The organism is Massilia sp. 01N417, assembly GCF_056399645.1.
In genome coordinates, this window is the sequence record NZ_JBFTRS010000003.1 from 1 (window position 1) to 25,947 (window position 25,947).

At 65.5% G+C, this 25,947-nt stretch carries 23 protein-coding genes and 1 tRNA gene; 12 read left to right on the forward strand and 12 right to left on the reverse strand.

Translation table 11 applies throughout. The features are described 5' to 3' along the window. The first annotated feature begins 594 nt into the window (after nt 1-594). A complete protein-coding gene (locus AC1DOQ_RS03815) occupies nt 595-1,764 on the forward strand; it encodes a trypsin-like serine peptidase (RefSeq protein ID WP_477360434.1) in 1,170 nt (389 codons plus the stop codon). 22 nt (nt 1,765-1,786) lie between these two features. Here AC1DOQ_RS03815 and AC1DOQ_RS03820 read toward each other — a convergent pair whose 3' ends face one another. Next, nucleotides 1,787-2,563, reverse strand: a complete 777-nt coding sequence (locus AC1DOQ_RS03820; protein ID WP_477360436.1) for an enoyl-CoA hydratase — start codon at nt 2,561-2,563, stop codon at nt 1,787-1,789. A gap of 83 nt (nt 2,564-2,646) precedes the next feature. Here AC1DOQ_RS03820 and AC1DOQ_RS03825 point away from each other — a divergent pair, with 83 nt between their 5' ends. Further along, nucleotides 2,647-3,909: an MFS transporter gene (locus AC1DOQ_RS03825; RefSeq protein ID WP_477360438.1), complete on the forward strand. Its 1,263-nt coding sequence runs from the start codon at nt 2,647-2,649 to the stop codon at nt 3,907-3,909. Between the two features lie 79 nt (nt 3,910-3,988). On the opposite strand, the gene mltA is transcribed toward AC1DOQ_RS03825, so the two are convergent. Both mltA and apaG read right to left on the reverse strand, forming a co-directional pair. Beyond that, a complete protein-coding gene (gene mltA / locus AC1DOQ_RS03830; RefSeq protein ID WP_477360440.1) occupies nt 3,989-5,275 on the reverse strand; it encodes a murein transglycosylase A in 1,287 nt (428 codons plus the stop codon). A gap of 116 nt (nt 5,276-5,391) precedes the next feature. Further along, complete coding sequence (gene apaG / locus AC1DOQ_RS03835) at nt 5,392-5,766, reverse strand: Co2+/Mg2+ efflux protein ApaG (protein WP_477360442.1); 375 nt, start codon at nt 5,764-5,766, stop codon at nt 5,392-5,394. Nucleotides 5,767-5,863: 97 nt separating this feature from the next. Here apaG and rpe point away from each other — a divergent pair, with 97 nt between their 5' ends. The 8 genes from rpe (at nt 5,864) to AC1DOQ_RS03875 (ending at nt 12,567) form a co-directional block, all read left to right on the forward strand. After that, nucleotides 5,864-6,538 (forward strand): ribulose-phosphate 3-epimerase, encoded by a 675-nt coding sequence (gene rpe / locus AC1DOQ_RS03840; protein WP_477360444.1) that lies wholly within the window; start codon nt 5,864-5,866, stop codon nt 6,536-6,538. Beyond that, nucleotides 6,538-7,248: a phosphoglycolate phosphatase gene (locus tag AC1DOQ_RS03845; RefSeq protein ID WP_477360446.1), complete on the forward strand. Its 711-nt coding sequence runs from the start codon at nt 6,538-6,540 to the stop codon at nt 7,246-7,248. The genes rpe and AC1DOQ_RS03845 overlap by 1 nt, the downstream gene beginning before the upstream one ends. 207 nt (nt 7,249-7,455) lie before the next feature. Beyond that, nucleotides 7,456-8,958 carry an anthranilate synthase component I gene (gene trpE, locus AC1DOQ_RS03850; RefSeq protein ID WP_477360448.1) on the forward strand — a complete coding sequence of 501 codons (1,503 nt, stop codon included), beginning with the start codon at nt 7,456-7,458 and terminating at the stop codon, nt 8,956-8,958. A gap of 1 nt (nt 8,959) precedes the next feature. Further along, the gene (locus AC1DOQ_RS03855) at nt 8,960-9,523 is read left to right on the forward strand and encodes an anthranilate synthase component II (RefSeq protein WP_477360450.1); all 564 of its coding nucleotides are present in this window, start codon (nt 8,960-8,962) and stop codon (nt 9,521-9,523) included. A 1-nt stretch (nt 9,524) separates the two neighbouring features. Next, complete coding sequence (trpD, locus tag AC1DOQ_RS03860; RefSeq protein ID WP_477360452.1) at nt 9,525-10,559, forward strand: anthranilate phosphoribosyltransferase; 1,035 nt, start codon at nt 9,525-9,527, stop codon at nt 10,557-10,559. Between the two features lies 1 nt (nt 10,560). Beyond that, nucleotides 10,561-11,196 carry a LysE family translocator gene (locus tag AC1DOQ_RS03865; protein ID WP_477360454.1) on the forward strand — a complete coding sequence of 212 codons (636 nt, stop codon included), beginning with the start codon at nt 10,561-10,563 and terminating at the stop codon, nt 11,194-11,196. Between the two features lie 9 nt (nt 11,197-11,205). After that, nucleotides 11,206-12,006 carry an indole-3-glycerol phosphate synthase TrpC gene (gene trpC, locus AC1DOQ_RS03870; protein WP_477360456.1) on the forward strand — a complete coding sequence of 267 codons (801 nt, stop codon included), beginning with the start codon at nt 11,206-11,208 and terminating at the stop codon, nt 12,004-12,006. Between the two features lie 54 nt (nt 12,007-12,060). Continuing rightward, on the forward strand, nt 12,061-12,567 hold the full coding sequence (locus AC1DOQ_RS03875) for a TonB C-terminal domain-containing protein (RefSeq protein WP_477360458.1): 507 nt from the start codon (nt 12,061-12,063) through the stop codon (nt 12,565-12,567). Between the two features lie 9 nt (nt 12,568-12,576). Here AC1DOQ_RS03875 and AC1DOQ_RS03880 read toward each other — a convergent pair whose 3' ends face one another. From AC1DOQ_RS03880 to AC1DOQ_RS03920, 9 genes are all read right to left on the reverse strand, one after another. Beyond that, complete coding sequence (locus tag AC1DOQ_RS03880; protein WP_477360460.1) at nt 12,577-12,825, reverse strand: DUF1272 domain-containing protein; 249 nt, start codon at nt 12,823-12,825, stop codon at nt 12,577-12,579. 27 nt (nt 12,826-12,852) lie between these two features. Beyond that, nucleotides 12,853-14,229, reverse strand: coding sequence for a serine hydrolase domain-containing protein (locus tag AC1DOQ_RS03885; RefSeq protein ID WP_477360461.1), 1,377 nt, complete (start codon nt 14,227-14,229; stop codon nt 12,853-12,855). Between the two features lie 64 nt (nt 14,230-14,293). Beyond that, nucleotides 14,294-15,307, reverse strand: coding sequence for a GlxA family transcriptional regulator (locus tag AC1DOQ_RS03890; RefSeq protein ID WP_477360964.1), 1,014 nt, complete (start codon nt 15,305-15,307; stop codon nt 14,294-14,296). 11 nt (nt 15,308-15,318) lie between these two features. Further along, on the reverse strand, nt 15,319-17,148 hold the full coding sequence (locus AC1DOQ_RS03895; RefSeq protein WP_477360463.1) for a M61 family metallopeptidase: 1,830 nt from the start codon (nt 17,146-17,148) through the stop codon (nt 15,319-15,321). Nucleotides 17,149-17,226: 78 nt separating this feature from the next. Continuing rightward, entirely contained in the window at nt 17,227-17,814 is a 588-nt protein-coding gene (locus AC1DOQ_RS03900) for a nucleotidyltransferase family protein (protein ID WP_477360465.1), read from the reverse strand. A gap of 7 nt (nt 17,815-17,821) precedes the next feature. Continuing rightward, nucleotides 17,822-20,056, reverse strand: a complete 2,235-nt coding sequence (locus AC1DOQ_RS03905) for a xanthine dehydrogenase family protein molybdopterin-binding subunit (protein ID WP_477360467.1) — start codon at nt 20,054-20,056, stop codon at nt 17,822-17,824. Nucleotides 20,057-20,065: 9 nt separating this feature from the next. Then, a complete protein-coding gene (locus tag AC1DOQ_RS03910; RefSeq protein WP_477360469.1) occupies nt 20,066-20,530 on the reverse strand; it encodes a (2Fe-2S)-binding protein in 465 nt (154 codons plus the stop codon). Between the two features lie 156 nt (nt 20,531-20,686). Continuing rightward, nucleotides 20,687-21,409 (reverse strand): DsbC family protein, encoded by a 723-nt coding sequence (locus AC1DOQ_RS03915; RefSeq protein ID WP_477360471.1) that lies wholly within the window; start codon nt 21,407-21,409, stop codon nt 20,687-20,689. A 40-nt stretch (nt 21,410-21,449) separates the two neighbouring features. Further along, nucleotides 21,450-22,700, reverse strand: a complete 1,251-nt coding sequence (locus AC1DOQ_RS03920) for an FAD-dependent monooxygenase (protein ID WP_477360473.1) — start codon at nt 22,698-22,700, stop codon at nt 21,450-21,452. A 131-nt stretch (nt 22,701-22,831) separates the two neighbouring features. Between AC1DOQ_RS03920 and AC1DOQ_RS03925 the strand changes: the two genes are divergently transcribed. Further along, nucleotides 22,832-22,907: transfer RNA gene (locus AC1DOQ_RS03925), tRNA-Phe, on the forward strand. A gap of 607 nt (nt 22,908-23,514) precedes the next feature. Continuing rightward, nucleotides 23,515-25,911, forward strand: a complete 2,397-nt coding sequence (locus tag AC1DOQ_RS03930) for a bifunctional diguanylate cyclase/phosphodiesterase (protein ID WP_477360475.1) — start codon at nt 23,515-23,517, stop codon at nt 25,909-25,911. Nucleotides 25,912-25,947 lie beyond the last annotated feature (36 nt).

Here is a 25,947-nt window from a genome sequence, read left to right on the forward strand (position 1 = left end):
TGTCATGTCGCGTCATGTCGCCCACTCAAAATACTGACCGTTACTCATTGCTGAGCAACGTTATACTTTTTGTGAACATTTGATAATTTAAGCATTCAGCACCCCGAAGGATGCTGGCACTTCATCAAACGCCCACACTTATCGACTGTTGATTGTTAAAGATCGTATTCGGTACTGCCTTGCTGCATCCGGCGAATCGTTTTGTTCGTCAGCAGCAGAGAAGTGAGATTATGCCGTGTTTCGCTTACCTCGTCAACTCCATCTTTTTCTTCAGCGCCAGCGGTGTTATCAAAACACCTAGCTCAACTACTTGATTTCGTTCAGCTTTTCCTGCGCTGCAGAAGCAGGAGGCGCACTATAGCAAACGGCACTGGGGCGCGCAAGTCCCGTTCCAAACAAGCCACAAGTAAAAGCTTGAGCAGAGAACATTGCTCCGGGACACTCGGCCGTATTGACGCTCATCATTGGACAGCAAGATCCCCCGAACTTCCCCCGATTGCGCTCTTAAGCTGAGTTCGCAGCATTTTTTGACGCGTCCATCCCGGCATCGATGCCTGCCGCCGGGCCAATCGACGAGACCCATTCGGAGGCAATATGAAATTCCTCGCGCATACCTGCGTGCCCGTTCTCGCGCTCTTGCTGTTCGGCGCAGCGCCCTGCCAGGCGCAAGACAAGCAGGACAACCGACAAGGCAGCAAGCTGGCCAACAATATGGTGAGCCTGACCAACCCGGACGCCAGGGCGATCGCCGCCTACTGGACGCCGGCGCGCCTCAAGGCGGCCCGCCCTCTTCCCCTGCCGCTGGCGTCGTCGAGGGTCATCCGCCAGCAGGCGCAGCCGCGCACCGACGAACAGGTCCAGGGGGCCGACGGCCGTGCCCCGGCCATGCAGACGCCGCCATCCGTGATCAAACAGCTGTTCAAACCGGACGCTACGCAAAAGCACGGCACGGACGTGGTGTCCCCGGGGGCCGTCGGCGTCTTCGGCGCGCATTACACCAGCAGCCGCGTCTTCCCCATGTTCACCGGGGCGGCCGCGCCCTTCTCCGCGGACCGCGCCTATCCCTATATAACGGCAGGCACGCTGTTCTTCTCGATCGACGGCCAGCCCTACCTCTGCTCGGCGTCGGTGATCCAGCACCGCATCGTCGCCACCGCCGGCCATTGCGTGCATAGCGGGACCGCGAGCGGTTTCTACAGCAACTGGCTGTTCGTGCCGGCATTTCGCGACGGCAGCGCGCCCCTGCTGACCTGGAACTGGCGCGTCGTGATCGTCACCGGTGACTGGGCATTCGGCGGCGGCGAGGTGCCGAATGCCGCGGATTACGCGATGATCGCCTTCGACGACCAGCCGGTGGGAGGCCGTACGCGCGCCCTGGGCGACCTGACCGGCTGGCTCGGCTGGCAGACCCTCAGCCTGGCGGACAACCACACCTCCAAGCTCGGCTATCCCTGCAATCTCGACGGTTGCGAGAAAATGCAGATGATCACCAGCGCGGCCTTCCAGGTCGTGGAGCCGAACAATGTCGAATATGGTTCGGATGCCGAGGGCGGCTCCAGCGGCGGCCCGTGGATCCAGAACTTCCAGCAATTGCAGGACGGCGGCGGCACCGGCAAGAACAATGGTTCGAACCGGGTGGTCGGCGTGACGTCCTACGGCTACGTCCCGCGCGACCCCAAGGTCCAGGGCGCGTCGATTCCCGACGGCCGGTGGATCAATCTCCTCGGCACCCTGTGCGGCTGGGCACCGGGGAATTGCCTCTGATATAAACCAGAGGCAAGCAGGATCACAGGCCTTCGAAGTTCGGCTTGCGTTTCTCCAGGAAGGCCTTCATGCCCTCCTTCTGCGCCGGCGTACCGAAGCCGGCGTGGAAGTAGCGGCGCTCGTAGCGCACGCCTTCGGTCAGCGTGGTCTCGAAGGCGCGGTTGACCGAGTCCTTGATCTGCATGGCGACCGACACCGGCATCGCGGCGATGGTGTTCGCCACCGCCAGCGCTTCTTCCATCACGCTATCGGCCGGGAACACGCGCGACACCAGGCCGGTGCGCTCGGCCTCGGCGGCGTCGATCATGCGGCAGGTCAGCAGCATGTCCATGGCTTTCGACTTGCCGATGGCGCGCGGCAGGCGCTGGGTACCGCCGGCGCCCGGGGTCACGCCGACCTTGATTTCCGGCTGGCCGAACTTGGCGCTGTCGGCGGCGATCAGGAAATCGCACATCATCGCCAGCTCGCAGCCGCCGCCCAGCGCATAGCCGGAGACGACGCCGATCACCGGCTTGCGCACGTTCAGGATGTGCTCCCAGTTGCGGCCGATGTAGTTGCCGGGATAGGTATCGGCATAGGTGTAGTCGGCCATCGCGGCGATGTCGGCGCCCGCCGCGAACACCTTCTCGCTGCCGGTCAGGACGATGACGTTGACGGCCGGGTCGGCGTCGAACCTGGCCAGCGCGTCGCCCAGCTCGTTCATCATATTGTCGTTCAGCGCATTCATCGCCTTCGGACGGTTCAGGCGGATCACGACAACCTTGCCGTGATTCTCGATCAGCAGGTCAGAATATTCCATGGGACATCCTTTAATAAGATAACCCTTCGATTGTAGCGCCTTGGGTGGCATAAATGGCAAGGGCGCTTTGTTATCATTGCGTGGTGTCTCCAATTACTTTCCTCCGCAAACTGAACGGCGATCCGCAGCTGCGCAATCCCGATTTCCGCCGCTTCTGGTTCAGCAGCATCCTCAGCAATTTCGGCGCCCAGATCACGCTGCTGGCCCTGCCCATCTGCGCGGCCCTGCTGCTGCACGCCACCCCGGCCCAGATGGGCACGCTGGCGGCGCTCGGCTCCCTGCCCTTCCTGTTCTTCGGACTGCCCGTCGGGGTCCTGCTCGACCGCAGCCGGCGCCTGCCCGTCATGCTGTGCAGCGACGCGATGGTGGCGCTGAGCCTGGCCAGCGTCCCCTTCGCCTGGTGGCAGGGCTGGCTCAGCATCCACTGGATGTACGCGGTCGAGTTCGTCCTCGGCACCGGGCTGGTGGTGGGTGGCGGCGCCGAGCAGATCTACATGACCTTCCTGGTGGGGCGCGACGGCCTGATCGATGCGCAATCGAAGTTCGCGGCCACCGAATCGGCCTCGCGCCTGCTCGGTCCCGGCCTGGCCGGCGTTCTGGTGCAGGCGCTGGGCGCGCCCTTCGCCATCCTCTTCAATGTGGCGGGCTTCACGGTCTCGCTCTGGAACCTGCGGCGCATCGAGGCGCGCGAACCGCAGCCGGTGCCGCCCGAATCCCACGTCTTGCGCGACATGCTGGACGGCCTCGCCTTCGTCTGGCGCCAGCCGGTGCTGCGCCTGCTGGCCTGGACCTCGGCCTGCTGGCACCTGCTGTTCTACGGTTACATGGCGCTCTACGTGCTGTTCGCCACCCGCGTGCTGGGGATGTCGCCGGGGATGATGGGTACGGCCCAGATGCTGGGCGGGGTCGGCGTGCTGGCCAGTTCGGTGCTGCTGAAGCCCCTGTCGGCGCGCTTCGGCTCCGGCGGCACGGTGGCGATCGGACTGTGTGCCTCGGCGATCGGCTTCGTGCTGATGCCGGCCATTCCGCGCGACCTGTTCGGCAGCAGTACGGCCAGCGCGGCCGCCTATGCGCTGGTGGTGTTCTGGCTGGATTGCGGCGCCACCCTGTTCTTCCTGCCCTACCTGGCCCTGCGCCAGCGCGTGACGCCGGACGCCTTCCTGGGCCGGATGACCTCGACCATGCGCTTCATGACGGTGGCGATGGCGCCGGTGGGCGCGGCCGGCGCCGGGCTGCTGGCGGAACGGATCGGCGTGCGCGCCGGCCTGGGCGTGGTGGCGGCCGGCGCCCTGCTGCTGACCCTGGGCACGCTGTTCGGCACCCGGCTGCATCGCATCAAGGCCTAACTGGAACTCTGCCTGAGCTCCACCATCGTCACCGGCATCGTCAGGCCGCGCGCGGCCGCCTGAGCGGCCTGCGACACGCTCAGCGCGACGCCTGCACGGTCGCCGGCCGGGGCAACAGCACCCACAGCTGGCCGCGCTGCTTCATGCGGCCCGCATTGTCGGCCGCCTGGTCGCCGAAGCCGAAGAAGAAGTCGGCGCGCACGGCGCCGCGGATGGCGCCGCCGGTATCCTGGCCCATCACCAGGCGCTGCAGCGGCACCTCGCCGGCCGGTTCGGTGGTCGACAGGAAGATCGGCGCGCCCAGCGGCAGGAAGGACGGATCGATCGCCACCGAGCGGCTCGGGCTCAAGGGCACGCCCAGCGCGCCTTTCGGGCCGACGCCCGGATCCGGCAGGCGCTCCTCGCGGAAGAAGATATAGCTCGGATTGACGTTCAGGAGTTCCTGGCGGCGCTCCGGATGGGCGGCGATCCAGGCCTTGATGCCCTGCGCCGAGGCCTGGCCGGCCGTCAGTTCGCCCTGCTCGACCAGCCAGCGCCCGATCGCCTTGTAGGGATGGCCGTTCTGGTCGGCGTAGGCGATGCGCACCGTCTCGCCGGAATCGTCGAGCTGCACCCGGCCCGAACCCTGGACTTCCAGGAAGAAAGCTTCGACCGGATCGTCCACCCACACCAGTTCCTTGCCCGGCAGGCGGGCGCGCTCGATCTCGGCGCGGGTGCCGTAGGGCACCACGGTCTTGCCGACCAGGCGGCCGCGCAGGCGCATGCCCTTCAGGCTCGGATAGACGCTGGCCAGGTCGACGGTGACGAGATCGTCCGGCACCTTGTAGATCGGGGTCTGGTAGGCGCCGCCGCGCTTGCGCGAGCCGTGCAGCATCGGTTCGTAGTAGCCGGTGATCAAGCCGCTGTCCGCGCCATCGGCGGCCCGCACCAGGTTGGGCACGAAATACGTTTCGAAATACTGGCGGATCGCCACGCCGTCGCCGGTATCGACCAGCTTGGCGGCCGCGCAGGGCGTCTTCCAGTCCGGCTTGTTTCCCAGCGCGCGGCAGGACGACAGATAGGCCGGCCAGGCCTGGCGCAGGTCGTCCTCCTGCCAGCCCGGCAGCGCCTCGAAGCCGACCGGGGTCAACAAGGGAGCGGCGGGCGGCTGCTGCCCCGGTCCGTTCGGCACCGGCGCTACCGGCGGCGGGATCTTGATGGGTGGCTGGGGCTGGGGCTGGGGCTGAGGCTTCGGCTGGGGCGAAGGCACAGGCCGGGGTTTCGGCGCCGGTTTCGGTGGCGCCGTGGTACAGGCGGCCAGCAAGGCGGCAATGGAAACCAACCCGGCGAGGCCGCGGGCGGGTACACTTCGGCGTGTCGAAAACATAAGGAACCGTTATGTGGATACTGGTATTGGAAGCGGGGGCGGCCCTGTGCCTGCTGATCTTCATCGTCTGGTGGACGATGTTCTCCGGGCGCAAGTAATGCCCGGGCGGCGCAGGCTCAGTGCAGGGCGCGCGGCAGCGACAGTACGAATTCCGGGATCGTGACTTCGAAGCGGTGGCCATCCTCGGCCACGAAGAAGTATTCGCCGGTCATCGAGCCCTGGGCCGTTTCCAGCTGGGTGCCGCTGGTGTATTCGAATTCCTCGCCCGGCTTGAGCAGCGGCTGGTGACCGACCACGCCCAGGCCGCTCACTTCCTGGGTCTTGCCGCTGGCATCGGTGATCACCCAATGGCGCGAGATCAGCTGGGCCGGCACATCGCCGGTATTCTTGATCGTGATCGTGTAGGTGAACACATGCAGTGTCCGGTCCGGTTTGGATTGTTCCGGCAGGTACTGGGTCCTGACATTGATCGCGAAATCGTAGACGGCCATGGCTTTCCTTTTTTCTAAGGCGCCATCATACAACGGTGGCGGAAAGCGCGGCGTCGTACAATAGCGGTCTTTCTGAATTGCAGACTTCCAGACCGCCATGACCACATACCGCATCGCTCCCAGCATCCTGTCCGCCGACTTTGCCCGCCTGGGCGAGGAAGTCAGGAATGTCGTTGCCGCCGGCGCCGACATCATCCACTTCGACGTGATGGACAACCACTATGTCCCGAACCTGACCATCGGCCCGATGGTGTGCCAGGCCATCCGTCCGCACGTGCAGGTGCCGATCGACGTCCACCTGATGGTCAAGCCGGTCGACCGCATCATCCCCGACTTCGCGAAAGCCGGCGCCAACATCATCACTTTCCACCCGGAAGCCTCCGAGCACATCGACCGCTCGCTGCAGCTGATCCGCGACAACGGCTGCAAGGCCGGCCTGGTGTTCAACCCGGGCACCCCGCTGCACTACCTCGACCACGTGATGGACAAGATCGACATCATCCTGATCATGTCGGTCAACCCGGGCTTCGGCGGCCAGTCCTTCATTCCGGAAGCGCTGAAGAAGGTCGCCCAGGCGCGCCGCCTGATCGACGAATCGGGCCGCGACATCATGCTGGAGGTCGACGGCGGCATCAAGGCCGACAACATCGCCGCGGTGGCTGCCGCCGGCGCCGACACGTTCGTGGCCGGCTCCGCCATCTTCGGCAAGCCCGACTACAAGGCCGTGATCGACGCCATGCGCGCCGAACTGGCCTCCAGCCAGGCAAAGTAATGAGGGCGGGCGCCGCGGCAATCCAGGCCGCCATCATCGACCTCGACGGCACCATGCTGCACACGGTGCCGGATTTCGAACTGGCGCTGAACGGCATGCGCGCGGAGTTCGGCCTTGCCCCGATCGACCAGGCCACCATCGAACCGATGGTCGGCAAGGGCTCGGAAAAGCTGATCCGCGACGTGCTGGCCCTGGACTACGACAGCGCCCGCATCGACGCCGTGTTCGATGAGGCCATGGCCGCCTACCAGCGGCACTACCTGGCGATCAACGGCGAACGCGCCACCCTGTTCCCGGACGTGATCGAGGGACTGAAGGCCCTGAAGGCGCAGGGCCTGCGCCTGGCCTGCGTGACCAACAAGCCTGTTGCTTTCACTTTGCCCCTGCTGGACAGGAAGGGCCTGGCGCCCTGGTTCGAGCTGGTCTACGGCGGCGACTCGCTGCCGAAGAAGAAGCCCGACCCCCTGCCCCTGCAGCAGGTCTGCCGCGACTTCGGCCTGCCGCCTTCAGCCGTGGTGGCGATCGGCGATTCGAGCAACGACGCCGAGGCGGCGCGGGCCGCCGGTTGCTTTGTGCTCACAGTGCCATATGGTTATAACCACGGAATGCCTGTGCAAACTATTAATTCCGATGGTATAGTTGATTCGCTGCTCGATGCAGCGAAGCTGATATCTGCTCACAATACGAGTAACAGCGGCACGTCAAACTAACTTATCTATACATGTTTTTCACCAAAAAACACACCGTCAACCAAACCGGCGCCCTCGAGGCCTGGCTGTGGCGACGCTGGCAATCCTGGGCTAACTAACCCCCGTTGATTGCTGCCGATGCACGCCTCTGCGTGTACAACCAACCGGCAGGTTTTTTGAAGAAAACGCCGGCCGCTCTCCCTCCTCGCGGCCGGTCCGGAGAAAAGCATGACCGAACTCGAATTCAAATCGCTCGCCACGCAAGGCTATAACCGTATCCCCCTGATCGCGGAAGCTTTCGCCGATCTCGAAACCCCGCTCACGCTCTACCTGAAGCTGGCCCAGAGCCAGGATGCCGGCAAGAACACCTTCCTGCTCGAGTCCGTGGTCGGCGGCGAGCGCTTCGGGCGCTACTCCTTCATCGGCCTGCCGGCGAAGACCCTGCTGCGCTCGACCGGGGACGGCAAGGGCATCATCGTCGAACGGAACGGCGAGGTCATCGAAACGCACGAAGGCAATCCGCTCGACTTCATAGAGGCCTACCAGCAGCGCTTCAAGGTCGCGCTGCGCCCGGGACTGCCGCGCTTCTGCGGCGGCCTGGCCGGCTACTTCGGCTACGACACCGTGCGCCACATCGAGAAGAAGCTGGCGGGCAAGGCGCCGAAGGACGAGCTGGGACTGCCGGACATCCAGCTGATGCAGACCGAAGAGCTGGCCGTGATCGACAACCTGTCGGGCAAGCTCTACCTGATCGTCTACGCCGATCCATCCCAGCCGGAAGCCTATGCGCGGGCGCGCCAGCGCCTGAAGGACCTGCGCGTGATGCTGCGCCGTAGCGTCGATGCACCGGTGACCTCCTCTTCCGTCCGCACCGAAGCCGTGCGCGACTTCAGCAAGGAGGATTACCTGAAGGCGGTGGCGGTGGCCAAGGAATACGTGATGGCCGGCGACCTGATGCAGGTGCAGATCGGCCAGCGCATCCGCAAGCCCTACGTGGATTCGCCGCTGTCGCTGTACCGCGCGCTGCGTTCGCTGAACCCCTCGCCCTACATGTACTACTACAACTTCGGCGACATGCAGATCGTCGGCTCCTCGCCGGAGATCCTGGTGCGCAATGAACAGCAGCCGGAAGGCGGCCGCAAGGTGACCCTGCGTCCGATCGCCGGTACCCGCCCGCGCGGTTCGACCCCGGAACGCGACACCGAGCTGGCCCACGAGCTGCTGAACGACCCGAAGGAGGTCGCCGAGCACGTGATGCTGATTGACCTGGCGCGCAACGACATCGGCCGCATCGCCAAGACCGGCACGGTCAAGGTGACCGACCAGATGGTCATCGAAAAATACTCGCACGTGCAGCACATCGTCTCCAACGTGGAGGGTGAGCTCAAGGACGGCATGTCCAACCTGGACGTGCTGCGCGCCACCTTCCCGGCCGGCACCCTGACCGGTGCGCCGAAAGTGCGGGCGATGGAAGTGATCGACGAGCTCGAGCCGGTCAAGCGCGGCATCTACGGCGGCGCCTGCGGCTATCTCTCCTTCGGCGGCGAGATGGACGTGGCGATCGCGATCCGCACCGGCGTGATCAAGGACGGCAACCTGTACGTGCAGGCGGCTGCGGGCATCGTGGCCGATTCCATCCCCGAGATGGAATGGCTGGAAACGGAAAACAAGGCACGTGCCGTGCTGCGCGCGGCCGAGCAAGTGCAAGACGGACTGGATGGGGAGATCTGACATGCTGCTCATGATCGACAACTACGACTCGTTCACCTACAACATCGTGCAGTACTTCGGTGAGCTGGGCGAGGATGTGCGCACGGTGCGCAACGACGAGATCACGCTCGAACAGATCGCCGGCATGAACCCGGACCGCATCTGCATCTCGCCGGGCCCGAAGAGCCCGAAGGATGCCGGCGTCTCGGTCGACGTGCTGAAGGAATTCAAGGGCAAGAAGCCGATCCTCGGCGTCTGCCTCGGCCACCAGGCGATCGGCGAAGCCTTCGGCGGCAGGATCATCCGCGCCAAGCAGGTCATGCACGGCAAGACCTCGAAGATCGCCCACACGGGCGAAGGCGTGTTCAAGGGCCTGCCCAGCCCCTTCACCGTGATCCGCTACCACTCGCTGGCGATCGAGCGCGCCTCGCTGCCGGCCTGCCTGGAAGTGACGGCATGGACCGACGACGGCGAAATCATGGGCGTGCGCCACAAGGAATTCGACATCGAGGGCGTGCAGTTCCATCCCGAATCCATCCTGTCCGAGCACGGACACGCCATGCTGAAGAACTTCCTGGAGCGCTGACATGATCACCCCGCAAGAAGCGCTCCTGCGCTGCATCGAACACCGCGAAATCTTCCACGACGAGATGCTGCACCTGTTCCGGCAGATCATGTCGGGCCAGATGTCGCCGACCATGGTCGCGGCCATCACCATGGGCCTGCGCGTGAAGAAGGAAACCATCGGCGAGATCACCGCCGCGGCCCAGGTCATGCGCGAGTTCTCGACCAAGGTGCCGATGGCCGACACCACCAACCTGCTCGACATCGTCGGCACCGGCGGCGACGGCGCCCACACCTTCAATATCTCGACCGCCTCGATGTTCGTGGCCGCCGCCGCCGGCGCGCGCGTGGCCAAGCATGGCGGCCGCAGCGTGTCTTCGTCCAGCGGCAGCGCCGACCTGATCGAAGCCCTGGGCGCCGAGATCGACCTCAAGCCCGAGCAGATCGCGCAATCGATCGCCCAGACCGGCATCGGCTTCATGTTCGCGCCCAACCACCATGCGGCGATGAAGAACGTGGCGCCGGTGCGCCGCGAACTGGGCGTGCGCAGCATCTTCAACATCCTGGGACCGCTGACCAATCCGGCCGGCGCGCCGAACATCCTGATGGGCGTGTTCCACCCCGACCTGGTCGGCATCCAGGTGCGCGTACTGCAGCGCCTGGGCGCCGAACACGCGGTGGTGGTGTGGGGCCGCGACAATATGGACGAAGTCTCGCTGGGCGCCGGCACCATGGTCGGTGAACTCGTCAACGGCGAGATCCGCGAATACGAGATCCATCCGGAAGACTTCGGCCTGGCCATGATCTCCAGCCGCAACCTGAAGGTCGCGAACGCCGCCGAATCGCAGACGCGCGTGCTGGAAGCCCTGCGCGGCGAACCGGGTCCGGCGCACGACATCGTGGCGCTGAACGCCGGCACCGCACTGTACGCGGCCGGCGTCGCCGCCTCGATCGAAGAGGGCCTGCAGAAGGCGCGCGCCGCCATCGCCTCGGGCGCCGCGCTGGCCAAGCTCGACCAGTTCGTCAGCGTGACGCGCCAGCTCGGCGCCGCGAACTGAGATGCTGGGCATCCACGACCTGCCCGTCTTCATCGTTTCGGGGCTGCTGCTCAACATCCTGCCCGGCCCCGATTCCCTGCTCATCATGACCCGCAGCGCCACCCAGGGCTGGCGCGCCGGCAGCGCGGCCGCGATCGGCATCGGCGCCGGCACCTGCGTGCACATCCTGGCCGCCGCGCTGGGCCTGTCCGCGGTACTGGCGACGTCGAGCGCGGCCTTCACGGCGGTCAAGCTGGTCGGTGCGGCCTATATCCTGTGGATGGCAGTCGGCCTGTTGCGCAGCAAGAAGCAGGAAGGCCAGGTCCAGGCCTTGGCGCTGCCGCGCCTGCCCTACCGGACGATCTTCGCCCAGGGGTTTCTCACCAATGTGCTGAACCCGAAGGTGGCGCTGTTCTTCCTCGCCTTCGTTCCGCAATTCATCCGTGCCGACGCGCCGGACAAGGCCCTGGCCTTCATCGTCCTCGGCTGCATTTTCAATCTCAACGGCATGCTGTGGTGTAACGCGCTGTCGCTGTTCACGGCCCGGGCGAGCGCACGCCTCAAGCTCGACCCCGTCGTGTCCCTGTGGCTCAAGCGCATCACCGGCAGCCTGTTCGTCTGGCTCGGCGTCAAACTGGCGCTGTCGAAGCAATCCTGAAGGTCCATCATGTCCGACATCCTGAACAAGATCCTGGCGGTGAAAGCCGACGAAGTCGCCGCCGCCAAAAAATACCGCGACCTGTACAGCCTGCGCGCCGACGTCGAGGGCGACAGCGAACTGCGCGGCAATCTGCGCGGCTTCGAGGCCAGCCTGCGCCGCAACATCGGGGCCGGGCGCGCCGGCGTGATCGCCGAAGTGAAAAAGGCCTCGCCGTCCAAGGGCGTGCTGCGCGCCGACTTCCAGCCGGCCGCCATCGCCGAGAGCTATGAAAAGGGTGGCGCCTCCTGCCTGTCGGTGCTGACCGACGCCCAGTTCTTCCAGGGCTCCCCCGACTACCTGAAACAGGCGCGCGCCGCCTGCGAACTGCCGGTGATCCGCAAGGATTTCATGGTCGACCTGTACCAGGTGTACGAAGCGCGCGCGATGGGCGCCGACRCGATCCTGCTGATCGTCGCCGCCCTCGATCATGGCCTGATGGCGGAACTGGAAGCCTGTGCCCAGGAACTCGGCATGGATGTGCTGGTCGAAGTACATGACGGCGACGAGTTGAACGCTGCGCTGCGCCTCAAGACGAGGCTGCTGGGCATCAACAACCGTAACCTGCGCAGCTTCGAGGTCACGCTCGACACCACCATCGGCCTGCTGCCGAACATCCCGGCGGAGCGCCTGGTGGTGACCGAGTCCGGGATCCTGGCGCCGGCCGACGTCAAGCGCATGCGCGACGCCAGCGTGCATGCCTTCCTGGTGGGCGAGGCCTTCATGCGCGCGCCCGATCCTGGCACGGAGTTGCGGCGTTTATTCGACTAGCAGTACTATCGGAAGACCGTCGCGAGCGACAGCAGGTTTTGGGAGATTCCGGTCATGAAGACGATCAACCGCACTTGCCTGGCACTCATGTTTTTGATCGCAGGCTTGAGCGGATGCTCGAGCGTGATCACGGCCACGACGGCCGTCGCCTCCTCGGTCGGCCATGTCGCCAGCGCAGTCGTCCGCCCCTTCACCTCTTCCCCGCCCTCGAAACCCTCTCCGGCGGGACTGGACGACTACAAGACCCAGGTCGCCCAGCACGTCCTGCAGCACAATCCCGAGCGCAACTTCAACGGCAAGCTGCCGCCCATGCTGCCGGCCATCGTGGTGCTGGAAATCACGGTCGACCGCGACGGCCGCCTGGCCGAGGTCGCGGTGCAGCGCTCGCGCGATCCGGACGCCTCGCAGATCGCCCTCGACTCGATGCGCCGCAGTACCCCGCTGCCGCCTCCGCAACAGCTGGCGCAGGCGACCGGCACGCTGACCTTCTCGGAAACCTTCCTGTTCGCGGACGCAAACCGCTACCAGTTGCGCAGCCTGGCCGGGCCGCAGACGCCCTGAATGGCGGCGCTATGCCGCCTGAGGGCAACCGCCCTGCTTCACGATCCGCTCGGTCGATGCGGGATTGTTCGCGAGCTTTTCCAGGGCTCTTCCGGGACGGGCGACCATCTCGCCGCCACAGTTCGGGCAGGTGTTTTTCAAGACCTTCGTAGCGCAATCCGTACAGAAGGTGCACTCGAAGGAACAGATCCTTGCCTCGGCCGATTCCGGTGGCAGGTCCTTGTCGCAGCATTCGCAGTTGGGACGCATTTGAAGCATCGTGTTCTCCTGAATTTGTAGAGGCTCTCAATCGATCCGCGGGGCCGTGATCCGCTCGCGGTTCTGGTGCAGGACCAGAAAGCCGGCCCGCTCCGGGTCACGCTCGTCGAACACCAGTTGCGCATCGACGGCCTTGAAAAAATAGCGGTTCGCCGCTTCCGGGTAGATTTGCAGCTGCCTTTGTCCGGACAGCTGGGCGAACAGCTGCCCGTCCTTGCTGGTCACGCTGAACATCATGTCCGGCGCCAGCCGGTAGCGCCCGACGAGGCGGGAAAAGACGGCGGGATCGACCCTGGCCTCGCGATGCGCCGGCGGCAGCCCCAGCGCCAGCCGCGCGAGCTCGTCGGCGATCCGTCCGACCGTCGCCTGCTCGCCATGATTGCCCAGCACGATCACGGTCAGCTGTTCAAGAGGGTAATACGCGAGCACGGATTCGTAGCCGTTCCAGGAGCCGCCGTGCTGATAGACCTTGCGCGAGAGCCGGTTCTCGATGAACCAGCCCAGGCCGTAATGGTGCCCGCCATCGGTGAACACGGCGGCAGTACTGTCCGGGCCGAGGACCTTGCCCTTCACCAGCATCTGCTGCCAGGCCAGCAGGTCGTCGACCGTGCTGACCATGGCGCCGGCGGCGTAGGCATTGCTGATGTCGGCCGGTCCGGCCCGGACCACGCCGTCGACGCCATCGGCATAGGGCTGCGCGGTCTTCTCGAGTATCCCGCGGCCGTCGTCATAGCCGGAATGCCTCAAGCCCAGCGGTCCCAGCAGCTTCTGTTCAAGATAATCCCGGTAAGGCATGCCGCTGACCGCCTCGATGACGCAACCCAGCAGGACGTAGCCGGTATTGTCGTACTCGAACTTCGTTCCCGGCTCGAATTCGAGCGGCAGGTCTTTCACCAGGTCGATGAGCTGGCGTGGCGTGTGCCTGATGCGGCTGATCCTGTCGTCGAAGCCGTCGAGCATCGTGTAGCGGGGTATGCCGGAGGTATGCTGGAGCAACTGCCGTATGCTCACCTTCTGCCAGGCCGGCGGCAGGTCGCGGACATGCTTGCCGACCGCATCGTCGAGCAGCAGCTTGCGCTCATCCACGAGCCGCATGATCGCGGCGGCCGTGAATTGCTTGCTCACCGATCCGATCCGGAACCGGGTGTCCGGCGTATTCGCAATTCCCCATTCGCGGTTGGCGGCGCCGAAGCCCTTGCGAAACAGCGGCTTGCCGTTCCTGGCGACCAGTACGGTGCCGCTGAACAGCTCGTTGCGCACGTAATCCTGTACCAGGGCGTCCGCCTGGGAAGCATAACCCGTAGACGGCAAGTCTTTGGTCGCCCCTGCATCGGCAAACGGCGATGACAGGCCGGCCAGCAACAGGGCCGCATGCGCCATCCATCCCTTCAAGCTCCAGTTCATTGCTTCCTTCCCTTATGCAATCAAACGACAGCGTAAGGGAAGGCATATTTGGCAGCAATGACATTCACCCCAAGATTTCTGCCAAACTGCCGGCACTGCGGAAACGCTCCCGGAATTCGCTGGGCGAGGTATGCAGCTGGCGCTGGAAGCCGATCCGCATGGCCTCGGCCGAATGAAAGCCGCAGCGCGCCGCCACCTGCGCGATGGACAGGTCGCCGTCCGTCAGCAGGCGCCGCGCCTCGTCGATGCGCAGCAGCTGCACGTATTTGCCGGGCGTGACCCGCATGGCGGCCGTGAAGCGGCGCACGAAATTCCGCGGGCTCATGGCAAGGCGCGCGGCCAGGGCCTCGATCGACAGGTCCTCGCCCACGTGCTCGGCCATCCAGTGCGCCAGCGCGTCGAAGCGTTCGCGCTGGTCGCCGGTCGCGGCGTGCATCAGGCGGGTGCTGAACTGCGATTGCCCGCCCGGACGCTTCATGAAGACCACCAGCTCGCGCGCCACCGCGCGTGCCAGCTCGCTGCCCAGGTCGTGCTCGACGAGCGACAGGGAAAAATCGATGCCGGCCGTGATGCCGGCCGAGGTATGGAATTTGCCGGCGCCGACGAACAGGGCGTCGCGGTCGATGTGCACCGCCGGGAAGCGCGCGGAAAACTCGTCGAAATGCGCCCAGTGCGTCGTCGCCCGGCGGCCGTCCAGCACGCCGGTCGCCGCCAGCGGAAATGCGCCGGTGCAGATGGAAGCGACCCGCTGCGCGCGCTCGCACAGCCCCGCCAGCGCCGCGACCAGGCGCGCATCCTCGGCGGCCACGCGGGCGCCGCGGCCGCCGGCGACGAGCACGGTGCCTGCGGCCAGCGCCGCATCGAAGATGCTGGCTTGCGCCTGCAAGGCGATGCCGGAAGTGGTGGCGAGCATGCCGGCGCCTGGGCCGGCCAGGCCGACCTCGTAGGGCGCCGGGCGGCCCGCCGCCATGCTCAGCTCATTCGCAGCCGTGAACACATCCAGCGGGCCGGTGATGTCGAGCATCTGGGCCGGCGGCAGGCCGACGATCAGGATGCGATGCGGGCCGGCCGCCGGCAAGGGCAAGCCGCTCAGCTGGCGCTGGGCCGCGCGATCGCCGCCGCCCGGCGCGTACCCGGCACCACCCCGATGGTGATGACCGGCGCCACGCAGCCCTGCAGCGCCACGTCGAAGCGCATCAGCTCGTCGCGGCGGAAGGCGTGCACGGTGACGGTGTCGCCGACGCGGTAGCGGGACAGCAGCGGGTCCAGGTTCGACGGGTTGCCGTTCACGCGCAGGCCGTCGACGGCGATCAGGATGTCGCCCGCCGACAGCCCGGCCTGGTGGGCCGCGCCGCCTTCGTGCACCTGGCTCAGCTTGACACCCAGCGGGTCGCGGCCGACGCCGATGTTCAGGGAAGGCTTGCTGCTCTTGCGCTCATCCGTCACCTTGATGCCGAAGGGCGCATACAGCTTGGTCAGCGGGATGTCCTCGGTGCCGCGCACATGGCGGTCGAAGATCGATTTCAGGCGCAGGCCGCTGACTTCGTCGAACAGCGCTTCCACCTCCTTGTCCGTGACCCCGCGGCCGCTACCGGATGCGCCGGCGTAGAAGTCGCGGCCATAGCGTTCCCACAGCGCGCGCATCAGGTCGTCCAGCGATTTCGCACCGCCGGTCTTGGCGCGGATGCTCAGGTCGAAGGCCAGGCCGACCAGCGAGCCCTTGGTGTAGTAGCTGATGATGGCGTTCGGCGCATTCTCGTCCTGGCGGTAGTACTTGGTCCAGGCGTCGAAGCTGGATTCCGCGATGCTCTGCTTGGTGCGGCCGCTGCCGCGCCAGACGTTGCTGACGGTCTTGCCGAGCAGCTTGAAATACGTCGCCTCGCTGATGATGCCGCTGCGGACCAGCATCAGGTCGTCGTAGTAGCTGGTGAAGCCTTCGAACAGCCACAGCAGCGGCGTGTAGTTCTCGACCTGCAGGTCGTAGGGCGCGAACACGGCCGGCTTGATGCGCTTGACGTTCCAGGTGTGGAAGTACTCGTGGCTGCACAGGCCGAGGAAGGTCACGTAGCCTTCGCTGCGCTCGGCGGTCTTCGGCGCGGCGGTGGTCGGCAGGTCGGCGCGCGAACAGATCAGGGCCGTCGAGGCGCGGTGTTCCAGGCCGCCGTAGCCGTCGCCGACCGCCATGGTCAGGAAGACGTAGCGGTCCATCGGCGCTTTTTTGGTCTTCGGCTCGAAGAAGGCGATCTGGGTTTCGCAGATGGCTTTCAGGTCCTGCTGCAGGCGCTCCATGTCCAGGTTGGGCACGCGGCCGGTGACGACGATGTCGTGCGGGATGCCATGGGCCTTGAAGGAGGCGAGCGCGAAATCGCCCATCTCCACCGGATGGTCGATCAGGTCGTCGTAGTCGGCGGCGATATAGGTGCCGAAGCCGTAGCGCCTGGCGCCCAGTTCGGGCAGCGAGGTCGCCACGCGCCAGTCGGCGGCGGCCGGGTCGCTTGGGCGCTGGATGTCGACCTGGTGCGGCGCCGCTTCCTGGCCCTGCACGCGCAGGAACACGCTGGTGCCGTTGAAGAAGCCGTGGGTCTGGTCGAGGTGGGCGGCGCGCACCGACAGGTCCCAGGCATAGACTTCGTAGTGCAGGGTCAGCGGGCCGGCCACCGGCGCCGCGCGCCAGCTGTGCTTGTCGAGCTTGACCAGGTCGACCGGCTGGCCGGCGGCGTCGGCGCGGATGCGCACGATATTGCGCGCGAATTCGCGGATCATGTAGCTGCCCGGGATCCAGGCCGGGAGCACGAACACCTGCCCTTGCGGGTCTGGCACGGCGACGGTGACGGTGACGTTGAACAGGTGGCCCGCGAGGTCCTTCGGCACGATGGTGTACTGCACACCGGCCGGCTTCTTCTGACTTGTTTTTTTCATGGTATTGAACAATCTCTCTCTTATCCGCCGTAGTTTAATCGGATTCTTCGGCCGGAGGTGGTTCAAACCGTACAGTATCTAGATGTCGGCGGGAGTGTCAATATCGCGGAAGATGCCGCGATCCGCGACCGCGATCCCGGTGACGGGGAAGGATTGCAGCAGGCGGCGCGCGCCCTGGTCGCCGCGCAGCGCCAGCAGCGCGTCAAGGTGGACGCGGCCGAAGCCGACCGGATTGCCGCGCCGGCCATCCAGCACGGGGGCGGCGATCGGCGCCCCGGCGGCCAGCGCCTCGGACAGCAGGCGCAGCGTGGCCGGCGCCACATGCGGCATGTCGCCCAGCGCCACCAGCCATGCTGCGGGTTCTCTCGGCAGGGAAGCACGGATCGCGTGCACCAGCGAGGCGCCCATGCCGGTATCCGCCTCGGGACAGACGGTGACCTCGCAGCCGATGGAGGACAGGAGCGCGCCCACGCCGCCATCGTCGGGCGGCACCACGGCAATCACGCCGGAGACGGCGGCCAGCAGCTTGCGCGCGCTGGCGGCGACCACCGGCTCGCCGCCGGGGCCGGGCAGGACCTGGAGCAGCTTGTTACGCTGCCCCAGCGGATCGAAGCGGCGCCCCCTGCCCGCGGCCAGCAGGATGCCAAGGACAGGGAGCGTGCTCATGACAGGCTCAGCTTGAGGCGAGGTCGAACGGCAGCTTGCGCAGCCGCTTGCCGGTCAGCTTGAACAGGGCGTTGGCGAAGGCCGGCGCCAGCGGCGGCAGGCCCGGCTCGCCCAGGCCGGTCGGCGGATCCTCGGACGGCACGATGTGCACCTCGACTTGCGGCATGTCGTTCATGCGCGCCACCGTGTAGTCGCCGAAGTTCTGCTGCTCGACCACGCCATCCTTCAGCGTGATGCGGGCGCCCGGCAGCGTGGTGCCCAGCGCCATCAGGGCGGCGCCCTCGACCTGGGCCGCGATCGACAGCGGATTCACCGCCAGGTTGCAGTGCACGCCGGCGACCGCCTTGTGCAGCTTCGGCGTGCCGTCCTTGCTCATCGATGCTTCGACCACGTAGGCGACCACGGTGTTGAAGGACTCGTGCACCGCCACGCCCCAGGCATGGCCTTTCGGCAGGGTCTTCCTGCCGTAGCCGGACTTGGCCACCGCCAGGTCCAGCGCCGCATGGTGGCGAACGTGCTTCTTGTCGATCAGCTTCTTGCGGTAGGCGACCGGGTCGACGCCGGCGGCATGCGCGGCCTCGTCGATCAGGGTCTCCATCACGAAGGCGGTGTGGGTCGAGCCCACCGAACGCCACCACAGCACCGGCACGTTGGCCTTGGCGATGTGGGCCGACAGGTTCATCGGCACGTCATAGGGTTCGCCGATGCCTTCGACCATGGTGCTGTCCACGCCATTCTTGATCATGAAGTTCTCGAACGGCGTGCCGGCGGCGATCGACTGGCCGACGATGACGTGGTCCCAGGCGACGATCCTGCCCTGGGCGTCCAGCTTGAGGTCGGCGCGGTGCACGTGCGACGGACGGTAGTAGCCGCCGCGGATGTCGTCCTCGCGGCTCCAGATCATCTTCACCGGACCGCTGCGGCCGGCCGCCTTGTAGGCCTTGGCGATATTGACCGCTTCGACCACGAAGTCCGAGGTCGGCACCGCGCGCCGGCCGAAGCCGCCGCCCGCCATCATCGTGTGCAGGGTCACCTGCTCGGGCTTCAGGCCGGCGGTTTTCGCTGCCGCGGCCTGGTCGCCGGTCTGGAATTGCGAGCCGACCCACAGGGTGCAGCTGTCATCCTTCAGGTCGACCGTGCAGTTGATCGGTTCCATCGGCGCGTGCGCCAGATAGGGGAATTCGTACACCGCCGAGATGGTCCTGGCGGCGCTGGCGGCCGCGGTATCGGCCTTGCGGGCAACCGCGCCCTGGGTCTTGGACAGCTCGGTGAACTCGGCCAGCTGGGCGGCGGAATCGAGCTTGCCGACGGCGCCGGTATCCCATTCGATCCCGAGGGCGTCGCGGCCCTGCTTGGCCGGCCAGTAGCCCTCGGCGATCACGGCGACGCCGCGTCCGCCGCGGTCCACCGGAATCTCCACCACTTCGAGCACGCCGCGGATCGCCCTGGCTTTCGAGGCATCGAACTTCGCCACCTTCGCGCCGAAGACCGGCGGATGCGCGACCACCGCGACGGCCAGCTTGCCGCCTTCCGGCTTGAAGTCGAGGCCGAACTGCTGGCGGCCACTGGATTTGGCGCGCGCGTCGAGGCGCTTCACCGGCTTGCCGATGTAGCGGAACTGCTTCGCTTGCTTGAGGGTGACGGTGTCCGGCACCGGCTGCTTCATCGCGGCGTCGGCCAGGGAGCCGTAGCTCGCCTTCTGCCCCGCCGGGCCGTACACGACGCCCTTGGCGGTGCGGCACTGGGCCGGCTGGACTTTCCACTGTTCGGCGGCGGCCGCCACCAGCATCGCGCGGGCGCGGGCGCCGACTTCGCGGTACTGGGTGAAGGAGTGGGCGATGGTGCCCGAGCCGCCGGTGATCTGCATGCCGAACGCCGGGTCCTTGTACACGTCGGCGGCCGGCGCCAGCTCGGCGCGCACCTGCGCCCAGTCGGCATCGAGTTCGTCGGCGATCACCATCGGCAGCGAGGTGTGCACGCCCTGGCCGAATTCGAGGCGGTTGACGATCACGGTCACGGTATTGTCCGGCGCCACGCGCAGGAAGGCGTTCGGCGCATAGACGACGGGTTTCGCATCGGCTGCGCGCGCCAGCCGTCCGCCGGACGGCAGCACGAAGCCCAGCACCAGTCCGCCGGTCGCCGCCGCGCCGGCCTTCAGGAAGCCGCGGCGCGAGCTCGTAGCGAATGCGCTGCCCTGCGCGGTGCCCGGCAGGCCCGCGTTGTTGAACCATTGTGGTCGCATGTCGGCTCCTTACGCGGTGGCGATGGTTTTAGCGGCATCCTTGATGGCCGCGCGGATCCGTTGATAGGTGCCGCAGCGGCAGATATTGCCGCTCATGGCGTTGTCGATGTCGGCATCGCTCGGCGCCTTGTTCACGCGCAGCAGCGCGGTGGCGCTCATCACCTGGCCGCTCTGGCAGTAGCCGCACTGCGGCACGTCGTGCCTGACCCAGGCGTCCTGCACCGCCTTGCCGACCTTGTCCGACTCCATCGCCTCGATGGTGGTGATCTTCTGGCCGGCGGCCGCCGAGATCGGCGTGACGCAGGAGCGGATCGCCTCGCCGTTCAGGTGTACGGTGCAGGCGCCGCACAGGGCCGCGCCGCAGCCGAACTTGGTGCCGGTCATGTTGAGGTTGTCGCGCAGCGCCCAGAGGATGGGCGTGGAGGGATCGGCGTCGACTTGCTGGTCGCGCCCGTTGATGTTCAGAGTGACCAAGTTCTACTCCCTAGGTTTTGGACGGGGTTTGCTGCTCTTTATTGTGTTCGTGGGCACGGAGTGCCCACCCTACATGTTGTTGACGTCGTGGGGTGGGCACCCCGTGCCACGCACATATCGTTGATGGCGTAGGTGGGCGCCGTGCCCACGCAAATCTTACTGCTTGATCGATTCCAGTTTCTTCTCGAGCGTCGGCAGGTCGACCGCACCCGGAATGCGCGAGCCGTCGGTGAAGAAGATCGCCGGTGTGCCCTGGATCTTCAGCTTCTGGCCCAGCGCCAGGATCTTGTCGTTCGGGGTCTCGCAGCTGGCCGGGGCCGCCGGGGCCGCCTTGCCGCCGATCATCCAGTCATCCCAGGCCTTGCCGCGGTCCGGCGCGCACCAGATGTTCTTCGACTTCACGAAGGAGTCGTCGGACAGGATGTTGTACATGAAGGTGTAGATGGTGACGTTGTTCAGGTCCTTCAGCGTGGTCTGGCGCAGGCGCTTGCAGTAGCCGCAGTTCGGGTCTTCGAACACGGCGATCACGCGCTTGCCGTCGCCATGGACCTGCTTGATCGCGTCGTTGAACGGCAGGTCGGAGAACTTGATCTTGTTGATGTCGTCGATGCGCTCGCGGGTCAGGTCGCGCGTGGTCTTGGCATCGTAGACGTGGCCGATGATCAGGTATTCGCCCTTCTTGTCGGTGTACAGGATGTCGCCGGCGACGCGCAGCTCGTACAGGCCGCCGTAGGGCGTTTCCTTGATCGATTCGATTTTTGCCCCGCCCAGGCGCGGCTCGATATTCTTCTTGATGGTCGCCTCGACCGAGTTCTGCGCGCCGACGCAGGATGTGACGAGGCCGGCCGCCAGCAGGACGGCGAGTTTGGTCTTACCCATGAAAACTATTCCTTAAAGATTGTTGGGGCTAGCCGCCCGCTTACTTGCCAAGTGCGTGGGAGATCAGCCTGCGCTTTACGAAGGGCAACTTATCCAGCAAGTTTAATCCCAAATTGCGCACCACGCGCACCGGCTCGAGATTGGCGCCGAACAAACGTTCGAGCCCATCGGTTGCCAGCTGCATGAGGAGGACGTCTTCCTTGCGTGCACGTGCATAGCGCGCCAGCACGCGTTCGTCGCCGATGCCGTGGTGGGTTTCGCGCGCATTCACGATGCGCAGCAGGTCGACGATGTCGCCGAAACCGAGGTTCATGCCATGGCCGGCCAGCGGATGCACGGCGTGGGCGGCGTCGCCGATCAGGGCCACGTGCGGCGCCGTGATCGCGTGCGGGCGCACCAGCGCCAGCGGGATCGCCTTGACCGATTCCGGCTGCAGTGGCTTGAGCAGGCCGAGCTGCGTTTCCGAGTATTCGCCGAGGCGGATCGCCAGCTCGCCGAGCGACTCGTTCATGATGGTATCGGCCAGGGTTTCCGGCGCCGACCACACCAGCGAGACCTTGTCTCCCGGCAGCGGCAGCAGGGCGATGATGCCGTCCCTGCAAGTAAACCACTGGTGGGCGACGTTGTGGTGCGGTTTTTCGCAGGAAAAATTGGCGACGATGGCGTGCTGGTGGTAGGAGCGGTAATCGATACCGATGTCGCACTGGCCGCGCACCCAGGATTCGCGGCCGTCGGCGCCCAGCAGCAGCTGGGCTTCGATCGGTGCGCCCTCTTCGAGTTCGACCTTGGCCCCGAGCGGGCTGCAGCTCAGCCGGCAGGCACGGCCGGTGACGATGTCGACGTTCTGGGCGAAGCGCAGGGCGGCGTCCAGCGCGGTGTTCAGGTTGCTGTCCTCGACGATCCAGGCCAGGGTGCCGGTATGGGCGCCGAAGGCGTCGAAGCCCAGGTGGCCGCCCTGCTCGCCGTCGCCCTTGATGTCCATGGCGTCGACCGGGGCCACGCGCGTCATGTCGAGGGCGCCCCAGACCTTCAGCGAAGACAGCAGCTTCTGCGCCGTATGGTTGAGCGCGTAGACGCGCACATCCCAGGGCTTCTCGCCACCCGGCGCCGACCCGGCCGCCTCTTCCGCGCCCGGACGCGCAGGCGGCACCAGCAAGGTGACGCTGTGCCCGGCCTGGGAAAAGCCCAGGGCGGCGGTCTTGGCGATCGCGCCGTTACCCACGATGCAGACGTCGCTCTGGCGGCGGCCGTCGGCACGATAATGTGCGGAGGAAGAGGTCTGAGTAGTCATGCAGGCATTATATCGCTTTGCCCTGGGACGGCTTCGCCCGCCTGCCGCGGGGCGCTTCCGCGGGCTCGTGAAAAAATTGCCGCTCAGGACTTGCGACCTTGGAAGTCACTGGCTATAATCATGCCTCTCTTGGCCTGGTAGCTCAGTTGGTAGAGCAGAGGATTGAAAATCCTTGTGTCGGTGGTTCGATTCCGCCCCGGGCCACCAAGAACATCGTTCGCGCAACGCCCACTCATGCAAGTGGGCGTTGTCGTTTCTGGGATTCGCAGCCGTCGTGTCCGGTCCCTTTCCGGGCTAGCCCTTTTGGGACCACCAAAAGCGTGCTCCTGGTTAGTGCCTCGCTGTCCGCCAGTTTCAGTTTCCCAATGATAGTCGGCGAACAATTTGACTTGCAGGGCATCCGACGCAGGCCACTCATCCTAAGCGCTTCGACCATTTCCTTACGGTACGCCCTGCAGTCTCATTTAGTTCTCCACGTCGACGGGTTTGTCCCTGGTCGGTTAAGATTTCCCCAACAGGCACGCTGGCGCAGTCCGAGCTTCGCGTGCAAAGCTCACAGCGATTCCCGGACCCGCTGGCGAAGTCGCTGATGCGCAACAGTTCTGTGGCGACACCGCTTGTATTCACGGCCTTCTGCTTTAAACAAACCACGGGAACAAAGATGAGGTTCGGATCATTTCGCAAGCGCACGTCGAGGCGCCGCCCCCGCAGCACTGGAATACGATACGCTCTTGCAAGGCTGCGTGCGCAGCATCAGAGGCTACAGGCAAGGTTTGACCTCATTCGGCAGGGAACGTCGGACGGCCTGTGGGACATGGAAGTTACCAACGCAGATGTTACTGCCGCCGACAACCCATTCTGGTGGTCCGATCAGTTCCGGCGTCTCCTCGGCTTTCACGACGAAACCGACTTCCCCAACGTCCTGCGTTCATGGTCCGATCTGCTCCATCCGGATGATCGTGGGCCGACGCTGCAAGCATTTCGGGCGCACATCGAGGATCTTACCGGCAACACACCCTACGATGTCACCTACCGGCTACGCTGCCGGAATGGGCAATTCCGCTGGTTCCGCGCGCTCGGACACACCCAGCGCAGTCCAGATGGCCGGGCCTTGCGTTGCGCCGGTGCGCTGACCGACCTTACTGATCGCAATGCGCTGGTCAGCCTGAAGCGGTATGCGGAAACGATCATCGCCACGCTGCCGGTAGGTCTGGTTGTACTCGACGCGAACTTGCGGATCCGGAGTGCGAACAGTGTTTTCTGCGGCATTTGCGGGGATGAAAGCGAGTCCGCCCTGATCGATCGCGATATCAGGGAAGTGCTGCCGGAGGATGGCTTGCGGGACGGCGCACGCGCCATTCTTGACGGAGGCGCTGCCCGTCACGGCATCGAGTTCGGGGTTGCCGGCAAGCGCCTGAGGGTCGCGCTTGCTCATGTCGAGATCGAAGATGGCGACCATGGCTTGCTGGGGCTTGTGGAGGACATTACCGAGGAATACCGCCTGCGCGAGCTGGCGCACGAACATGCGGAGCGTCACCGCGACCAGGCCTCGCTGCTCGACAAGGCACGCGACGCAATCATCGTGCGCAGCCTGGACGGCGCCGTACTGTACTGGAACAAGGGCGCCGAGCGGCTGTACGGGTGGCGTGCCGACGAATTGCTGGGCCAGCAAATCCTCGGCATCCTGTATGGGCCGGGGACTGCGCTGAATGAGGCATTCGCCGCCGTTCAGGATGACGGGGAATGGTACGGCGAACTGACGCAGCGGTGCCGGGACGGCTCGGAAATCGCGGTCGAGGAACGTTGGACGCTGGTGCGCGACGCGAACGGCAATCCGAAGGCGATCTTCACGATCAGTACCGACATCAGCGAGCGCAAGAAAAGCGACGCGAAGATCCGTACCCTCGCGCTCTACGACACCCTGACCGGTCTACCGAACAGGACACTTCTCGCGCAGCGGTTCGCGGAAGCGCTCGCCGCGGCGGGGCGCCACCACATCGGGCTGGCTGTGCTTTTCATCGACTTGAACCGTTTCAAGGAAATCAATGACATCAACGGCCATGTCGCCGGCGACGAAGTGCTGGTCGAGGTGGCGCGCCGGTTCCGTAGCATACTTCGCGAAGATGAGATGCTTGCCCGGCTTGCCGGCGATGAGTTCGTCGTCCTGGTGGAGGGAAAATCGGCGCAGACCGGGGTGATCCTTGCAGAGCGACTGGAACGGACGCTGGCCGAACCGATCGTGTCGTGCAGCGGTACGTTTTCAGTCAGCGTGTCGATCGGTATCGCGACCTATCCGGCCGATGGCACGACGATGGAGGACCTGCTGAAGCACTCCGACATCGCCATGTATCGTGCGAAGGCGAGCGGCGGCGGCCACATGTCGTACGCGCCGCAGATGAGCGAGGGCCTGGCGGAACGCATGGACCTCGCCCGGGACCTCGGCAAGGCGATGGAGGCGAATGCCCTGCAGTTGCACTATCAGCCACAGGTCAATATTGCGACAGGCGAACTGGTCGGCGCCGAAGTGCTGCTGCGTTGGCACGATCCACTGCGTGGCTGGGTTAGCCCGGCAACCTTCATCCCGATTGCCGAGGCGCGCGGAATGATCGGCGCCCTCGGAAAGTGGGTGCTGCGTAGCGCGTGCGCGCAACTGAAGGCGTGGAGGGAGATGGGAATCCGCTTCCCCGGGCGGCTCTGGGTGAACCTGAGCGTCCAGCAGCTTGAGGACACCAATCTAATCGAAGACGTTCGCCACGCGCTGGACGGGGCTGGTGTGATGCCGGAATGCATCGGGCTAGAACTGACTGAAAGCGGCTTGATGACCAACGTGGAACATGCGACGTCCATGATGGACCAGCTCAAACGTGCCGGCCTGTCGATCTCGATCGACGACTTTGGCACCGGCTACTCATCGCTGGCCTATCTGAAGCGCCTCCCGGCGGATAAGCTCAAAATCGACATCTCGTTCGTGCGAGACATGCTTGTCGATCGGCAGGACTACGCCATCGTCACCATGATCATCGGCATGGCCCGTACCTTGGGCCTGCAGGTAGTTGCCGAAGGCGTCGAGCAGCGCGCCCAGGCCGATGCCCTGTGCGCGCTCGGCTGTAACGAAGCCCAAGGCTTCTGGTTTGGCCGCCCACAGCCACCAGAAGCATTCGCGGCGCGCTGGTTGAGTTCCCAGACTGGTACATTCATTCCAGAGCGCTAAGTGTGAAGTTGCATTACCAATTTGGCGTATGATCCA

What these genes read in the sequence shown, in the direction of transcription:
- AC1DOQ_RS03845 (WP_477360446.1), top strand. Translation starts at nt 6,538, where the DNA reads ATGAGGGCGGGCGCCGCGGCAATCCAGGCCGCCATCATCGACCTCGAC.
- AC1DOQ_RS03855 (WP_477360450.1), top strand. Translation starts at nt 8,960, where the DNA reads ATGCTGCTCATGATCGACAACTACGACTCGTTCACCTACAACATCGTG.
- AC1DOQ_RS03880 (WP_477360460.1), bottom strand. Translation starts at nt 12,825, where the DNA reads ATGCTTCAAATGCGTCCCAACTGCGAATGCTGCGACAAGGACCTGCCA.
- apaG (WP_477360442.1), bottom strand. Translation starts at nt 5,766, where the DNA reads ATGGCCGTCTACGATTTCGCGATCAATGTCAGGACCCAGTACCTGCCG.
- AC1DOQ_RS03905 (WP_477360467.1), bottom strand. Translation starts at nt 20,056, where the DNA reads ATGCGACCACAATGGTTCAACAACGCGGGCCTGCCGGGCACCGCGCAG.
- AC1DOQ_RS03930 (WP_477360475.1), top strand. Translation starts at nt 23,515, where the DNA reads ATGGAAGTTACCAACGCAGATGTTACTGCCGCCGACAACCCATTCTGG.
- AC1DOQ_RS03885 (WP_477360461.1), bottom strand. Translation starts at nt 14,229, where the DNA reads ATGAACTGGAGCTTGAAGGGATGGATGGCGCATGCGGCCCTGTTGCTG.
- trpE (WP_477360448.1), top strand. Translation starts at nt 7,456, where the DNA reads ATGACCGAACTCGAATTCAAATCGCTCGCCACGCAAGGCTATAACCGT.
- AC1DOQ_RS03820 (WP_477360436.1), bottom strand. Translation starts at nt 2,563, where the DNA reads ATGGAATATTCTGACCTGCTGATCGAGAATCACGGCAAGGTTGTCGTG.
- AC1DOQ_RS03875 (WP_477360458.1), top strand. Translation starts at nt 12,061, where the DNA reads ATGAAGACGATCAACCGCACTTGCCTGGCACTCATGTTTTTGATCGCA.
- AC1DOQ_RS03865 (WP_477360454.1), top strand. Translation starts at nt 10,561, where the DNA reads ATGCTGGGCATCCACGACCTGCCCGTCTTCATCGTTTCGGGGCTGCTG.
- AC1DOQ_RS03900 (WP_477360465.1), bottom strand. Translation starts at nt 17,814, where the DNA reads ATGAGCACGCTCCCTGTCCTTGGCATCCTGCTGGCCGCGGGCAGGGGG.
- AC1DOQ_RS03815 (WP_477360434.1), top strand. Translation starts at nt 595, where the DNA reads ATGAAATTCCTCGCGCATACCTGCGTGCCCGTTCTCGCGCTCTTGCTG.
- AC1DOQ_RS03915 (WP_477360471.1), bottom strand. Translation starts at nt 21,409, where the DNA reads ATGGGTAAGACCAAACTCGCCGTCCTGCTGGCGGCCGGCCTCGTCACA.
- trpD (WP_477360452.1), top strand. Translation starts at nt 9,525, where the DNA reads ATGATCACCCCGCAAGAAGCGCTCCTGCGCTGCATCGAACACCGCGAA.
- rpe (WP_477360444.1), top strand. Translation starts at nt 5,864, where the DNA reads ATGACCACATACCGCATCGCTCCCAGCATCCTGTCCGCCGACTTTGCC.
- AC1DOQ_RS03895 (WP_477360463.1), bottom strand. Translation starts at nt 17,148, where the DNA reads ATGAAAAAAACAAGTCAGAAGAAGCCGGCCGGTGTGCAGTACACCATC.
- AC1DOQ_RS03920 (WP_477360473.1), bottom strand. Translation starts at nt 22,700, where the DNA reads ATGACTACTCAGACCTCTTCCTCCGCACATTATCGTGCCGACGGCCGC.
- mltA (WP_477360440.1), bottom strand. Translation starts at nt 5,275, where the DNA reads ATGTTTTCGACACGCCGAAGTGTACCCGCCCGCGGCCTCGCCGGGTTG.